Origin of the sequence: Xenorhabdus lircayensis, from assembly GCF_016306625.1 — a bacterium.
In the GTDB taxonomy this organism is placed as follows: Bacteria; Pseudomonadota; Gammaproteobacteria; order Enterobacterales; family Enterobacteriaceae; genus Xenorhabdus; species Xenorhabdus lircayensis.
Genome location: NZ_JACOII010000021.1, coordinates 106,692 through 120,763, shown reverse-complemented (window position 1 = coordinate 120,763; position 14,072 = coordinate 106,692). Strand labels below are relative to the sequence as shown.

At 43.4% G+C, this 14,072-nt stretch carries 14 protein-coding genes; 6 read left to right on the top strand and 8 right to left on the bottom strand.

The window, feature by feature from the left end; translation table 11 throughout:
- Window positions 1-81 precede the first annotated feature (81 nt).
- Both bcp and H8A87_RS04110 read right to left on the bottom strand, forming a co-directional pair.
- Complete coding sequence (gene bcp, locus H8A87_RS04115; RefSeq protein ID WP_198688765.1) at window positions 82-555, bottom strand: thioredoxin-dependent thiol peroxidase; 474 nt, start codon at window positions 553-555, stop codon at window positions 82-84.
- A gap of 14 nt (window positions 556-569) precedes the next feature.
- The gene (locus H8A87_RS04110; RefSeq protein WP_198688711.1) at window positions 570-1,127 is read right to left on the bottom strand and encodes a glycine cleavage system transcriptional repressor; all 558 of its coding nucleotides are present in this window, start codon (window positions 1,125-1,127) and stop codon (window positions 570-572) included.
- 244 nt (window positions 1,128-1,371) lie between these two features.
- On the opposite strand from H8A87_RS04110, the gene dapA reads away from it, so the two are divergent.
- The 3 genes from dapA to purC all read left to right on the top strand — a co-directional run bounded on the left by dapA (window position 1,372) and on the right by purC (window position 4,138).
- Entirely contained in the window at window positions 1,372-2,271 is a 900-nt protein-coding gene (gene dapA / locus H8A87_RS04105; RefSeq protein ID WP_198688710.1) for a 4-hydroxy-tetrahydrodipicolinate synthase, read from the top strand.
- A gap of 16 nt (window positions 2,272-2,287) precedes the next feature.
- Window positions 2,288-3,334: an outer membrane protein assembly factor BamC gene (bamC, locus tag H8A87_RS04100; RefSeq protein WP_198688709.1), complete on the top strand. Its 1,047-nt coding sequence runs from the start codon at window positions 2,288-2,290 to the stop codon at window positions 3,332-3,334.
- A 90-nt stretch (window positions 3,335-3,424) separates the two neighbouring features.
- A complete protein-coding gene (purC, locus tag H8A87_RS04095; RefSeq protein ID WP_198688708.1) occupies window positions 3,425-4,138 on the top strand; it encodes a phosphoribosylaminoimidazolesuccinocarboxamide synthase in 714 nt (237 codons plus the stop codon).
- 140 nt (window positions 4,139-4,278) lie between these two features.
- On the opposite strand, the gene H8A87_RS04090 is transcribed toward purC, so the two are convergent.
- On the bottom strand, window positions 4,279-4,632 hold the full coding sequence (locus H8A87_RS04090) for a hypothetical protein (RefSeq protein WP_232370058.1): 354 nt from the start codon (window positions 4,630-4,632) through the stop codon (window positions 4,279-4,281).
- A gap of 482 nt (window positions 4,633-5,114) precedes the next feature.
- Here H8A87_RS04090 and H8A87_RS04085 point away from each other — a divergent pair, with 482 nt between their 5' ends.
- Together H8A87_RS04085 and H8A87_RS04080 are read left to right on the top strand one after the other, a co-directional pair.
- Window positions 5,115-5,567: a DUF441 domain-containing protein gene (locus tag H8A87_RS04085; protein WP_198688707.1), complete on the top strand. Its 453-nt coding sequence runs from the start codon at window positions 5,115-5,117 to the stop codon at window positions 5,565-5,567.
- Complete coding sequence (locus H8A87_RS04080; RefSeq protein WP_232370057.1) at window positions 5,564-7,705, top strand: tRNA(Met) cytidine acetyltransferase TmcA; 2,142 nt, start codon at window positions 5,564-5,566, stop codon at window positions 7,703-7,705. The genes H8A87_RS04085 and H8A87_RS04080 overlap by 4 nt, the downstream gene beginning before the upstream one ends.
- On the opposite strand, the gene H8A87_RS04075 is transcribed toward H8A87_RS04080, so the two are convergent.
- The 5 genes from H8A87_RS04075 to H8A87_RS04055 form a co-directional block, all read right to left on the bottom strand.
- Window positions 7,683-7,877: a YpfN family protein gene (locus H8A87_RS04075; protein ID WP_198688706.1), complete on the bottom strand. Its 195-nt coding sequence runs from the start codon at window positions 7,875-7,877 to the stop codon at window positions 7,683-7,685. The genes H8A87_RS04080 and H8A87_RS04075 overlap by 23 nt on opposite strands.
- A gap of 49 nt (window positions 7,878-7,926) precedes the next feature.
- On the bottom strand, window positions 7,927-8,595 hold the full coding sequence (locus tag H8A87_RS04070; RefSeq protein WP_198688705.1) for a M15 family metallopeptidase: 669 nt from the start codon (window positions 8,593-8,595) through the stop codon (window positions 7,927-7,929).
- Window positions 8,592-9,719 carry a succinyl-diaminopimelate desuccinylase gene (gene dapE / locus H8A87_RS04065; protein WP_198688704.1) on the bottom strand — a complete coding sequence of 376 codons (1,128 nt, stop codon included), beginning with the start codon at window positions 9,717-9,719 and terminating at the stop codon, window positions 8,592-8,594. The genes H8A87_RS04070 and dapE overlap by 4 nt, the downstream gene beginning before the upstream one ends.
- A 13-nt stretch (window positions 9,720-9,732) precedes the next feature.
- The gene (locus tag H8A87_RS04060; RefSeq protein ID WP_198688703.1) at window positions 9,733-10,173 is read right to left on the bottom strand and encodes an ArsC family reductase; all 441 of its coding nucleotides are present in this window, start codon (window positions 10,171-10,173) and stop codon (window positions 9,733-9,735) included.
- A 333-nt stretch (window positions 10,174-10,506) separates the two neighbouring features.
- On the bottom strand, window positions 10,507-11,142 hold the full coding sequence (locus tag H8A87_RS04055; protein WP_198688702.1) for a response regulator: 636 nt from the start codon (window positions 11,140-11,142) through the stop codon (window positions 10,507-10,509).
- Between the two features lie 545 nt (window positions 11,143-11,687).
- On the opposite strand from H8A87_RS04055, the gene maeB reads away from it, so the two are divergent.
- Window positions 11,688-13,967, top strand: a complete 2,280-nt coding sequence (gene maeB / locus H8A87_RS04050; RefSeq protein WP_198688762.1) for an NADP-dependent oxaloacetate-decarboxylating malate dehydrogenase — start codon at window positions 11,688-11,690, stop codon at window positions 13,965-13,967.
- Window positions 13,968-14,072: the final 105 nt, after the last annotated feature.

The following is a 14,072-nucleotide window of genomic DNA, read 5'->3' as shown; positions in this document are numbered from 1 at the left end:
TGATCATATCCTTCATTATTCAAGTTGCCGCTTTGTTGGTCGCGCGGCAACTTGAAATCTATTAAGGATATTAAAACAGGTTCATGATAAATGCTGTTTCAGATAGTCCAGCACAACTTGATGATGGTTACTAGTTTTGAATTTATCAAAAACGTGTTCAATATCGCCTTGTGGGTTAATCAGGAAACTGATGCGGTGGATGCCGTCATAGATTTTCCCCATGAACTGCTTTTCTCCCCAAACACCAAATTGCTCGGCAACTTTATGATCAACATCAGAAAGCAGCGTGAAATTCAGCATCTCTTTTTCGACAAAGCGGAATAACTTTTCAGGGACATCGGTACTGATCCCCAGCACTTCCACATTGATACTTTTTAGTTCACCCATCGTGTCACGCAAGCCACATGCCTGAACTGTACAGCCGGGTGTCATGGCCTTGGGATAAAAATAAACTAAAACACGCTGACCTTTGAAGTCAGATAAATTAATGGGTTTACCATCTTGGTCAGGAAGGCTGAATTGGGGGGCCCTATCACCGGCTTTCAATGGATTCATCACGCATTCTCCGTTTAATCGTTTTGATTTAAATGATTTTGTACACTAATACTGCCTCGTGCATTTAATTCTGTACATAGACGATGGAAGGTTTCTTTAAATATAGTGCCATTATCATCTAAGGGGTGATGGCCTGTAATTTGAATTTGCAGGCGAGGGGGTCTATTTCCTTCGGCGGGATGCGTTTTTGATACCAATTCAGCGATATTAAGATTCTGGGTGGTGAACAGGCTGGTAAAACGCTCAACAATCCCCGGTGAATCATCCACATCCACTTTGACGATAATGGTCGCAGGAAATTTTTTCTGGGCACCACATCGGGTACGTTTCATCACAATGAGTAGCTCAAGCTCTGCGCCTTTCTGTGGCAGAGTGGACTCGATCAAGGTAATGGCGTTCCAGCTACCGGATAGCAACATGATAAAAGTAAATTCTTCGCCAAACATTGCTAGACGGCTGTCTTCAATATTACAGCCGCATGTGCTGGCAAGGCGGGTGATAGTATTGACGATGCCGGGACGATCTGTACCGAGGGCCGTGATCACTAAAAAATGTTGTTCTGATGTTGGCAAAGTGATTTTCCTTTAATGGTCGTAGATGTCTGCTGTGTATGCTGTGTTTTAACATAAAAAATGATCAGGAGAAGGTCAATCGCATTTGTTAGGGGAGCACGATTATAATTTCTGTTTAATCGGCTACACTTGGTATTAACAAAATTCATTGAAATCGCGCCCTTAAAGAGTTTTCTTCTGTATAACAAGAAAGTACCATGAACTTCTCATTTGCGGTTTAAGGTTTAACTAAGGGGAAATGGCAATGGTAAGCGATCATTTTGGTTTTACAGGCAGCATGGTTGCATTGATAACTCCGATGGACTCAGCTGGTCAGGTTGATAAGGTCAGTTTGCAAAAACTGGTTGATTATCATATCGCCAGTGGTACATCTGCGATTGTGTCTGTTGGGACAACTGGCGAGAGTGCAACACTTAGCCATGATGAACACGTTGCTGTCGTACTGGCAACACTGGAAGTGGCTGATGGGCGCATTCCAGTGATTGCCGGAACAGGGGCAAATGCTACGGCTGAAGCCATTTCGCTGACCAGCCGTTTCGAAAACACGGGAGTTGTGGGTTGCCTGTCGGTGACACCTTATTATAATAGGCCGTCACAGGAAGGATTATATTTGCACTATAAGGCAGTAGCCGAGAATACTGACTTACCACAAATCCTGTATAATGTGCCGTCTCGTACCGGATGTGATTTATTGCCATCGACTGCCGCTCGTTTGGCGAAATTGAAAAATATTGTTGCGTTTAAGGAAGCGACGGGGAACTTAAGTCGTGTTAGTCAGATCCAAGAATTGGTTAATGATGAAAATTTCATTCTGTTGAGTGGTGATGATATAAGTTTTGTCGATTTCATGCAGCTTGGTGGCAAAGGGGTTATTTCTGTGACGGCGAACGTTGCAGCAGCGGAAATGGCACAGATATGCGAATTGGCTGAACAGGGTGAATTTTTGAAGGCCCGTAGCCTGAACAACCGACTGATGGAATTGCATCATCAATTATTTGTTGAACCTAGCCCGACGCCAGTCAAGTGGGCTTGCCGTCAATTGGGATTGATTGCCGATGACACACTGCGTTTGCCAATGATTCCGCTAACGCAAGAAGGGCAAATTTCAGTTGATAAGGCCTTGAAAGTGGCTGGATTACTGTAAAATTTAGGGAATTTTAATGGCAACATTATTGCAAAAATCGAAGGTCATGAAGGTTGCTGGCCTGTCATTGGTAGTTTTTTTGGCAGCCTGCTCCAGCGATCAGCGCTATAAACGTCAAGTAAACGGGGATGAATCTTATCTTGAAACGCCCCCATCAAAAACATTGAACATCCCTGCGGGAATGACATTACCGTTGCAAAACGGTGAATATAGTCTTCCGTCAGCGACTTCAACAGGCGCAGTGGGTAAAGAATTGGATATTCGTCCGCCATTGCAGGCGCTTGCGTTATTGACGGGTTCCCGCGTTGAGAATAGCGCTCAAAGCAGTAAGTTGTTGCTTGAAAATACCTCGGAATACAGCAAATTATGGTCACAGGTAAATAATCTGTTGGCGAAGAAAAATTATCAGATCAGCCAGAAAGACGATGCTGCACAAACATTGACAACTGATTGGATTACTTGGCCACGGACAGATGAAAACATTCCTTATCAGGGGCGTTACCGTATTTCGGTTGCCCAACAGGATTATCAAACAATTCTGTCTGTTTCGAATGAAGGTTTGAAACATGGCGAAAAGGACACCACCGATCCGGTAGAAATCCAGCGTTACAATGTGTTGATGCTCAACGAACTGGCGGGTGGTTTAAGCCTGCAACAGGAAGAGGCGAGTCAAAACAGTACCAAAGATTCTGGTGCACTGTCCGTACAAAGTGGTAGCGATAATACTGGACTGCCACAAATTATTGTTCGTGCGCCATACAACGTAGTTTGGAACAGGTTGCCATACACGTTGGAAAGCGTAGGTATGCAAGTGACGGATCGTACCCGTTCTACGGGAGCAATAGCCGTGACTTACAAAGAACGCAGTTCTTCTGATTGGAAAGCGCTGGGTGTAGAAGCGCCTTCTATCAGCGAAGGAAATTACAAGTTACAGGTGGGTGATTTGGATAACCGAAGCAGCCTGCAATTTATCAGTGAGAAGGGCAAACCGCTGACTCAATCTGAAAATGATCAAATGGTGGCTGTGCTGGAAGCCGCATTCAGCAAATCCACAGATAAGTAAAATATAAAGGGGCCTAGGCCCCTTTATATTTTAGGTGAGTTTTTTTGTTTAATTCTTTACGTTTGAGATGTCATATTTCTGGAGTATAAAATGCAAAAAAAAGCTGAGTTGTATCGTGGAAAGGCAAAAACAGTGTATGCCACTGACAATCCTGACCTGCTTGTGCTGGAATTCCGTAATGATACATCAGCATTGGATGGTGAACGCATCGAACAGTTTGATCGCAAGGGCATGGTGAATAATAAATTCAATCATTTCATTATGAGCAAATTGGAAGAAGCGGGTATTCCGACGCAAATGGAACGGCTACTGTCAGATAATGAATCCTTGGTGAAAAAACTTGATATGGTGCCTGTTGAGTGCGTTATCCGTAACCGTGCCGCGGGCTCCCTTGTGAAGCGCTTGGGGGTGGAAGAGGGGATGGTACTTAATCCTCCACTGTTTGATCTGTTCCTGAAAGATGATGCCAAACATGATCCGATGGTGAATGAATCCTACTGCGAAACATTCGGTTGGGTGGGCAAAGAGCACTTATCTGAGATGAAAAGCCTGAGCTACAAGGCCAATGAAGTATTGAGCAAACTGTTTGATGATGCTGGCTTGATTCTGGTGGATTTCAAACTGGAGTTTGGTCTGTTCAACGGTAAGATCGTATTGGGTGATGAGTTTTCTCCGGATGGTAGCCGACTGTGGGATAAACAGACGATGGATAAAATGGATAAAGATCGTTTCCGTCAGAGCCTTGGTGGTTTGATTGAAGCGTATGAAGAAGTTGCACACCGTATTGGCGTTATTTTGGATTAATGACGCAAACGATTACTTCGGGATTTTAGTTTGAGTTAAGGATGTCCCTGCAATACAGGGCATCCTTAGCGCAAGGATGGATAGTATGGTTAATAGATGATATCAACTACCCAAACATGATTTTGCTGACTATGTGAACACTAGAACAGGTATTTAGTTTTTTGCTTCCAGCCTTTTTGTTGCATACAGTTGTAGAAATATCGGTTTCTGGAATCTTTGTTAACATCCATAACATAGCTTTCGGTTATGGGAACGCTTTGGTTGTAATAACCGTCTTTTCCGCATTCGACACCGTTTACACAGGGCTGTCGCACTGTTTTGAGTGCTGATCTTTGGGCAACTTCATTTTTTACAGGAAATAGCCTTGATGACAATTCATTGCATGCAGTAGTTGCTTCATTGAAAGGAGTCGGGCTACTTGTTGCAGGTACCCATTGAGTGGTGCAACCCGCTAATGAAATACAGGCCATGATGGAGAACGTTAATCTTCTCATATTTGTTTATACGAACGCATCCTGTTTGCAAGGCATTCCTTACAACCTTTCCGCATTCACCTTGGTAAAATTGTTGTTTTTTATCAGTAAGTTACTATTAAATTAACTTGTTACTGACGTTATGAATAAATTGCCCATGTCGTTATACCTTCCATCATCAAGAAGCAAGGTCGTATTATGATCGGGCTTGGTTATTATTTATCATTGTTATTATTTAAATCAAGAATGTTGAAAAATGTAATCCGATAAACTATTTACCCAATCTAGGTATGACACTTAAATCATAGGGAAAATCTGTTTCATGTCGTTCTTATTACCGCTTGTTTTATTTGTGAATATAGTCATTAATAAGCATTCGTCCACTGAATATAAATATTTTTGATTAAGTACAAAAATTTTAAGTTATTATTCAGTTTCTTATTAGAACGTATGTTATCTGGTGTAAAAATCATCAAATATTGTGTTGTAGGAAATAGAAATTCATGAGCCATATTGATCCCACTTTACTTATTTTGCTTGTATTGGCAGGTCTTGGCATCATCAGTCATAACATGACAGTTACGCTTGCCATGTTATTGCTACTGGTGGTTCGCATCACGCCATTGAATCAGTTTTTTCCTTGGGTGGAAAAATATGGCTTGACGATAGGTATCCTGATTCTGACTGTAGGAGTCATGGCACCTATCGCAAGTGGAAAAATCTCCGCTCAGGAAATTTTTAGTTCTTTCCTGAATTGGAAATCACTGTTGGCTATTGCTGTTGGTGTCATTGTGTCATGGCTGGGAAGTCGTGGTGTTGCTTTAATGTCCGGCCAGCCTTCTACGGTAGCCGGATTATTGGTCGGCACAATATTGGGAGTCGCTCTATTTAAGGGGGTTCCCGTTGGCCCACTGATTGCTGCTGGTATTTTATCGATCATGATTGGTAAATCATGACTGTGCTGATGACTACTCTGGATAGGGAATGGGTGACGTTGCAGGCACAGATGCAACAACAAGGACAGCGCCGTTTAGTCGTATTGAGTGGTGATCCTCAATGGAGTGAATTGATTGTTGGTCAATTTAAAAAACAGTTTCATGGAGATTGGCTAACGGTTTCATCTCATGCAGATGAGGCCATTGAGCCGGCAAAAGCGGTCAGTTTACTTGGACGTGAATTTTTGCACGGTGTTTTTGATGCGACTCATGGTTTTAATGCTGAAGCATTGGCGATACTGGCTGGCACATTAAAAGCGGGAAGCTGGTTGGTGATGCGTGTACCTACTTGGTCACAATGGTTAGAACAATCTGATGAAGATAGCTTGCGTTGGAACGAATCGGTGGGAGTCATCCCGACACCTAATTTTATTCGGCATATTCAGCAGCAGATCCTTGCGTTACCTAACGTATTGCTATGGCGACAGGGAACGCCTTTCCAGGCGCAGCCATTACCTCAGACTGATTCATGGCAGATGCCGGATGGAAATCCAACGGTTAGTCAGCTAGCTATTCTTGAAGAATTATTCCAGGTTTCACGGGGCGTTTGGGTAATCACTGCCCCGCGAGGACGAGGGAAATCTGCTCTGGCAGGAATGCTGGTACGGCATTGGCAAGGCAAATGTTGGTTATGTGCGCCTGCAAAAATCACAACGGAAGTCATTCGCCGTTACTCCGGTATTTCAGATCTTGCTGAACCGAAAACTTCGGAGCGAGAAACGCCATTCTGGGCGGTAGATAATTTACTGAAATATTGCCGATTGAAAAATGGCGGACAGGAAAATAAAAACGGCGCTGACTGGCTATTGATTGACGAAGCCGCGGTGATCCCAACGCCACAATTGGCTGAATTGATCTGCCATTTCCCACGAGTATTACTAACTTCAACGGTTCAAGGCTATGAGGGAACGGGGCGTGGATTTTTATTGAAGCTTTGTGCTGCATTACCTGAATGCCAGATTCGAGAATTGAAAACACCCATGCGTTGGGCTGAAAATGATCCATTGGAAGCGTGGTTGGATAGCGCACTGTTCTTTGATGATAAACCGCTATTTGATGATACATTGCAGCTTGATGAACAGTCAGCCTATTTCAATGTTGAAAAAGAGCTGAATTTTTACTCTATTAAGCAATCCATGTGGTTGCTACAGCCCACATTATTGCGCCAGTTTTATGGATTATTAACCAGCGCCCATTACCGCACATCTCCCCTTGATTTACGTCGATTACTGGATGGTAACGGGATGACATTTCTGGCTGCCATGTCTCGTTTCCCTGCGGATAAGCAACAACTGGCTGGTGCACTGTGGATGGTAAATGAAGGTGGTTTATCACCGGCATTGGCACATGAGATATGGGCAGGACGGCGTCGCCCGAGAGGAAATTTGGTGGCTCAATCCTTAGCGGCACATGGCGGCTTTCCGCAGGCTGCGACTTTGCGATCACAGCGAGTCAGCCGTATCGCTGTGCAAGCACAATATCGCCGTCGTGGCATTGCTCAACATTTTATAACCCAACAGAGCCAGGAAGCCAATAAACACAGGCTGGACTTTCTTTCTGTTAGTTTTGGTTATACCGCTGAACTTTGGGCGCTTTGGCAGAAATGTGGTTTTCGATTGGTGAGAATGGGGACTCACCGAGAAGCGAGCAGTGGTTGCTATACAGCGATGGCGATCTTGCCGTTGAGCGAGCAGGGTATACGGTTTACTCAATCCGCACAGCAGCAATTATCCCGTGATGCTATCGGGCTAGAGTCGTTACTCGGCTTTGAGTTACCGATTGAACATGATGCTGATGAGCGATTCAATAGCAATGATTGGCAGGAATTGGCTGGATTTGCATTTGCCCATCGCCCTTTGTCTGCGTCTTATTTTGCATTACAGCGATTATTGCTAATGAGTGATTTGGCTTTGCCTGCATTGAGAAAACACCTTCAGCAGCGGATAGATATTGAACAGTGCACACGTGATTTATCGTTGAATGGGCGTAAAGCGTTATTGAAACGTTGGCGGGAAGAGACTGCTCATGCATTGGCAAACATAGATGAGGTGCTTGCCAATCACTGGAAAAATTGGGTTATTTCTTACGATCCTGTTTAGGCCAATCGTCTTCATCATCCCATTGATCGTTAAGATCTCGATGGGGGGGTAATTTCGGTTTGTTATCTAAGAAATATTTTTGATCGACACGATTTAACGCTTTTACCGCATTAATGATAATGCCGACGAGCACTAACAGAACAACCCACCAATAATCTATTAACCAATGCATTGTATTTTCCTCAGAATATTAAGGGCCTCCTCCATGAGGCTCTTGGAGCCTAATCAGTTATCCTGATGTATTTCTCAAATACATAGGATAGATTGGATTTCAACCAATCTATACCGGCTATATCACGATTTTGCCAAGCATTTAGTAGCATTTGCTCATCGAATAAATTTTCGGCTTCATGGGATGTAGGCCAATAGCTGATATGCCACGGCTCATAAGCTACACCAGCGTCGTGACGAGTAAATGGGCGGTAGAAATCATAATGAGACATGTTTTCTGTCAGCCAATCAGTCAATGGCTCAAAGTAGCCACCGTCTTCATACTCCCACGGCTCTAGCAGCAGCTTTTTACCTTGTGGTAGCAGGAATGGATCATAAACATCCAACTCGGTACCCCAATGATGACGGCTCGCCCCCGGCAGGGCTGACCAACGGAGAATGGCTTCACAAAGCTCACCTTCACTCATTCCTGAGATATTAAGGGGTTGGCTATGATCATCCAATACTGGGCGCTGACCGCGAAATTTCTCATTCCAGATAGTTTGCTGGCGTGTGAAATCGCGGAATGAGCTGGCAGGTTGTAGCTTAAAGCCCGATTTGACAGCATCTTTCTGCATGGTGAGAAACGCTTTGGTGGCATTGAACTGTAAACGGTGATTGCCGGCAAGAGTTACCAAATGATCCGTGGACAGGCCAACCAACACTTCAGGTGTCATCATTTGATTAATTGCTCCATGATACGTTGATAAATCAGACTCAATTCCTGTAAATCAGCTACCTTAACGCATTCATCGGTTTTATGGATCGTGGCATTAATTGGCCCCAATTCCACGACTTGCGCCCCCATCTTGGCAATAAAACGCCCATCTGATGTACCGCCACTGGTTGATAGCTCTGGTTTATATCCGCAATAGTGTTCAATTGATTCAACCACGGCATCAACAAGTGTGCCTTTACTGGTCAAGAAAGGCTGGCCTGATAGCCACCAATCAAGTTCGTATCTCAGGTTATGCTTTTTCAGCATATCTTCAACCTGCCGGCGGATTTCGGTATCTGTCAGTTCGGTACTGAAACGGAAATTAAATTGAACCCATAATTTACCAGGGATAATGTTATTGCTGCCGGCTCCCGCCTGAATATTGGCGATTTGCATACTTGTGGCAGGGAAAAACTCATTGCCACTGTCCCATCGAGTATTGACCAGTTCTTGCAGAAAGGGCAGTGAACGGTGAATGGGGTTATCTGCCAATTGAGGGTAGGCGACATGTCCTTGGATACCAAAGATAGTCAGATCGGCGGTTAGGGAACCTCGTCGCCCATTCTTAATCACATCCCCAAGTTGTTGCTGGCTCGATGGTTCTCCCACCAAGCAGTAATCCAGACGTTCATGGCGAGACATCAACGCTTCAACTACCTTGACTGTACCATTTATCGCTTTGGCTTCTTCATCGGAGGTGATCAGAAAGGCAAGACGACCTTTATGCTCAGGATTCTCTGTGACAAAACGTTCAGCAGCTACAACCATTGCAGCCAGAGAACCTTTCATATCTGCGGCACCACGACCATACAGCATCCCATCGCGGATAGCCGGCTCAAAAGGGGAAGTTTGCCATTGTGAGGTATCACCAGCAGGAACAACATCGGTGTGTCCAGCAAGAGCAAAAGTTTCTCCTGTTCCCCGATAAGCCCAAAAATTCAGAGTATCACCGAAAGGCATTCGCTCTATCGTGAAGCCAATGTCTTGCAGACGCTGAATGAGAATTTCCTGACAGCCTTGATCATCTGGGCTGACAGAAGGACGTTCGATTAACTGTTGAGCAAGGTCAATTACTGGACAAGTCATGATGGGTCCTTATCTAGTCATGCGAGAAAAATTGTTGATATTGTTCGACTTTAAAGCCGAGTAAATACTTTTCTGTTGCTGATCCCGTTGTTTTTGAGGTCACTGTTTTTGAAGTCACTGTTTTTGAAGCCACGGTACGTGAGGTCAAGAGAGGGCGTTTTATGATTGAGGGCTGTTCTAGCATCAGTGCTTTGGCAGCCTCTGCATTATTAATGGCTGCTTTTTGTTCTTCAGACAATTTGCGCCAAGTTGTACCGCGGGTATTCAGCAGGGATTCCCAGCCTATTTGTTCAATAAATGATTGGAGTAGCTCAGAGGATAGACCATCAACGCGATAGTCATGAAATTGATAGGGGATCTCTTGGTCTTCTAACCAGCGACGTGCTTTTTTTATAGTATCGCAGTTTTTGATACCGTAGAGAGTGAATGTTTTATGAGAAGTGGTATCCGACATGATGAGATCCTTGGTCTTATTTAACATATCCGACATAATGCGGGAAATTTGGTATTTTATCCAGATAGCACTCATCGTGCATGCCTTCTGCCTGCTTATCTCCTAACATTTATGCTGTGGGTATTCAAATTGTCTGCAACAAGAGACGACGGAAGAGATAGATTAGTAACGGAAAGTATAATAAATAAAAAAATAGTATCTATCTATATTTATTAGATACGAAATTAATTTATTTTGAATTAATTGGCCATTTTTGATAACTCACAATTTCCCCGCTAACAAAACTTAGGGAAATTGTGTTTCATATTGGGGATGTTGAGAAAGCCCCCAATGTTAGATGAACTCTGTTTTCCTATGTTTCAGATAGATGATAGTGGCTTCGAGACGGGAGCGGGATGTAAGTTTTTTCAATAAGTTACGGGTATGGACTTTCACAGTCTCTTCCGAAATAAAAAGGAAGTCAGCAATTTCTTTATTTGTCATTCCTTCTGAAATTTCTTTTAAGACATCTAATTCGCGTTTGGTTAATTTTGATAATGGATCGACATAAAGATGGCGGGTGGATAAATATTGATGGACTTTTTCACTGAACACAGCATGACCGTCGGCGGCTTTTTTTATGTTGCTCAACAGAGGAACGAGTTCAATATCTTTTAATAAATAGCCATTTGCACCTGCATCAACCGCCTCATAAATATCACTTCGATGATCTGAATTGGAGAGTACCAGAATATAGGAATCAAAACCTTTGCGCCGAAGGGATTTAATCGTATCAATCCCTGAAAGTCCGTGGATTTTCAGATCTATCAAAATAATGTCAGGTCTTATCTGGCAAGCGATATTAATTGCATCTTCACCATTGTCAGTTTCGGCAGTCACAATGAGTTCTCTTTCCAATTCAATCAACCCTTTTAAGCCGTGACGAGTGATAGGATGATTATCGACTATCATGACTGAATGATTATGCATGTTCTTTCTCCCATATAGAAATGCAGATTTTATGTTTTATAAAACATAAAAGACAGGACTCTGCTTTATGTTAAATTGCTGTGTGATTTTTATGGAGTATATTGAATCATCGTTAATGAGATTCTGAAAATATATCCTGATATAAAAATAGAAATATCGCAAACAGGTTTAACCATTCAGGTGAAATAAAATTCACTTTCATAAGAAAATGTGTTTCCTTAATTGCTTATAATTTTCCAAATAAATTTATAGGAATATTTTATAGATTAATTTTTGTTTTTGTAAACTTATTTTAAATGCTGACTTTAAAATACTTCTTTAATTAATTTATCAGGTTATTAATTGGATATGAAATACCTCTCTATAGGTATCATTAGGATAATATCTATATAATATTGGTTAGCATGAAATCATTTATTGTTTGTTTTTTACCCTTTGATTTTGAGGGATTATGAACAAAATGTTGCTAACATCATGATTTAACCTTCTGTAACTATTATACTGGGCAGATTTTCACTTTGACATGACGCGTAAAGGATCAAATGATGGACGAAAAATTAAAACAAAGTGCTCTTGATTTTCACGAATTTCCACAACCAGGAAAAATTACGGTTACTCCAACTAAACCCCTGACAACGCAACGTGATTTGGCATTAGCATATTCACCGGGTGTTGCTGCCCCTTGTCTTGAAATAGCAAAAAATCCTTTGGCGGCCTACAAATATACTGCTCGTGGCAATCTTGTTGCAGTGATTTCCAACGGCAGTGCTGTTTTAGGGTTAGGTAATATTGGTGCGTTAGCCGGTAAACCTGTTATGGAAGGCAAGGGCGTTTTGTTCAAGAAATTCTCTGGCATTGATGTTTTTGATATCGAAGTAGATGAATCCAACCCTGATAAGTTGATTGATATCATTGCCGCCCTGGAACCAACCTTCGGTGGTATTAACCTTGAAGATATCAAAGCACCAGAGTGTTTCTATATTGAGCAGAAACTTCGTGAGCGCATGAAAATTCCTGTATTCCACGATGATCAACACGGTACGGCAATTATTTGTACCGCAGCAGTACTGAATGGATTACGGGTTGTTAACAAAGATATTAGCAAAGTGCGCTTGGTTGTCTCGGGGGCTGGCGCTGCCTCGATTGCCTGTATGAACCTGCTGGTGGCACTGGGTCTGAAACGTGAAAATATTGTTGTCTGTGACTCGAAAGGGGTTATCTATCGTGGCCGCGAAGAGAATATGGAAAAGACCAAAGCGGATTATGCTATTGAAGATAATGGCAGCCGTACACTGGCAGATGTGATCCCCGATGCCGATATTTTCCTCGGTTGTTCTGGGCCGGGAGTATTGACTCCGGACATGGTGAAAACCATGGCGAAAGATCCGCTCATTATGGCATTAGCCAATCCGGAGCCGGAAATCCTGCCACCACTGGCAAAAGAAGTTCGCCCTGATGCGATTATCTGTACTGGTCGTTCTGATTTTCCTAATCAGGTGAATAACGTCCTGTGCTTCCCATTCATTTTCCGTGGGGCATTGGATGTTGGGGCGACTACCATCAATGAAGAAATGAAACTTGCCTGTGTGCGCGCTATCGCTGATCTGGCGCTCGCCGAACAAAGTCAGGAAGTGGCTTCAGCTTATGGTGATCAAGACCTGTTCTTTGGCCCTGACTACATTATCCCTAAACCGTTTGATCCTCGCCTGATTGTGAAGATTGCCCCGGCTGTGGCGAAAGCAGCGATGGAATCCGGCGTTGCAACACGGCCTATTGCCGATTTCGGGGCATATATTGAGAAGCTCAATGAGTTTGTCTATAAAACCAACCTGTTTATGAAGCCAATCTTCTCTCAAGCGAAAAAAGAGAAGAAACGCCTTGTATTGGCAGAAGGAGAAGACATTCGCGTGTTGCATGCCACACAAGAACTCGTCTCCCTTGGGTTGGCATTCCCTATTCTGATCGGCCGTCCTAGCGTCATTGAAATGCGGATCAAAAAGCAAGGTCTGCACATTGAAGCCGGTAAAGATTTTGAAGTGGTGAACAACGAAAATGACCCACGCTTCAAAGAATATTGGCAAGAATATTATCAAATGATGAAACGTCGTGGCGTTTCTCAAGAGCAGGCGCGTCGTGCAGTGATTGGCAACCCAACACTGATTGGTGCAATTATGGTACACCGTGGTGAAGCGGATGGCTTGATCTGTGGCACGGTCGGCAGCTACAGTGAACATTACCAAGTCGTGAAAGATGTCTTTGGCTTCCGTCAGGGAGTACATACCGCAGGTGCCATGAATGCCTTGATGTTGCCGATGGGGAATACTTTTATTGCCGATACCTATGTCAATGAAGATCCAAGCCCAGAGGAATTGGCAGAAATTACGCTGATGGCGGCTGACACTGTTCGTCGTTTTGGTATTGAACCTAAAGTGGCTCTGTTGTCACGTTCAAGTTTCGGTTCTTCAGATTGTGATTCTGCGCAAAAAATGTGTAAGACACTGGAGCTGGTTCAGCAAATGGCTCCGTCACTGGAAATTGACGGTGAAATGCACGGTGATGCCGCTCTGGTGGAAAGTATTCGCCGCGATATCATGCCGGACAGCCCGTTGAAAGGCTCTGCGAATTTGTTGATCATGCCAAATATGGAAGCAGCCCGTATCAGCTATAACTTGTTGCGTGTCACTAGCTCGGATGGGGTAACGGTTGGGCCAGTTCTGATGGGCGTTGCGAAGCCTGTTCATATCCTGACACCGATTGCCTCTGTGCGTCGTATCGTGAATATGGTGGCATTGGCAGCTGTTGAAGCACAAACCAATCCTCTGTAAGTCATGTTTGTTACTGTCCCGATTTTAGCAATGAGATCGGGATGAGTGAGCTACCCTGTTAAGTCTATGCTTCGCAGGGTATTTTTATTTGTAAATAGTTCTCAT

Coding starts and splice junctions, on each gene's coding strand:
- bcp (WP_198688765.1), bottom strand. CDS start 555: ATGAATCCATTGAAAGCCGGTGATAGGGCCCCCCAATTCAGCCTTCCT.
- dapA (WP_198688710.1), top strand. CDS start 1,372: ATGGTAAGCGATCATTTTGGTTTTACAGGCAGCATGGTTGCATTGATA.
- bamC (WP_198688709.1), top strand. CDS start 2,288: ATGGCAACATTATTGCAAAAATCGAAGGTCATGAAGGTTGCTGGCCTG.
- purC (WP_198688708.1), top strand. CDS start 3,425: ATGCAAAAAAAAGCTGAGTTGTATCGTGGAAAGGCAAAAACAGTGTAT.
- H8A87_RS04090 (WP_232370058.1), bottom strand. CDS start 4,632: ATGAGAAGATTAACGTTCTCCATCATGGCCTGTATTTCATTAGCGGGT.
- H8A87_RS04085 (WP_198688707.1), top strand. CDS start 5,115: ATGAGCCATATTGATCCCACTTTACTTATTTTGCTTGTATTGGCAGGT.
- H8A87_RS04080 (WP_232370057.1), top strand. CDS start 5,564: ATGACTGTGCTGATGACTACTCTGGATAGGGAATGGGTGACGTTGCAG.
- H8A87_RS04075 (WP_198688706.1), bottom strand. CDS start 7,877: ATGCATTGGTTAATAGATTATTGGTGGGTTGTTCTGTTAGTGCTCGTC.
- H8A87_RS04070 (WP_198688705.1), bottom strand. CDS start 8,595: ATGATGACACCTGAAGTGTTGGTTGGCCTGTCCACGGATCATTTGGTA.
- dapE (WP_198688704.1), bottom strand. CDS start 9,719: ATGACTTGTCCAGTAATTGACCTTGCTCAACAGTTAATCGAACGTCCT.
- H8A87_RS04060 (WP_198688703.1), bottom strand. CDS start 10,173: ATGTCGGATACCACTTCTCATAAAACATTCACTCTCTACGGTATCAAA.
- H8A87_RS04055 (WP_198688702.1), bottom strand. CDS start 11,142: ATGCATAATCATTCAGTCATGATAGTCGATAATCATCCTATCACTCGT.
- maeB (WP_198688762.1), top strand. CDS start 11,688: ATGGACGAAAAATTAAAACAAAGTGCTCTTGATTTTCACGAATTTCCA.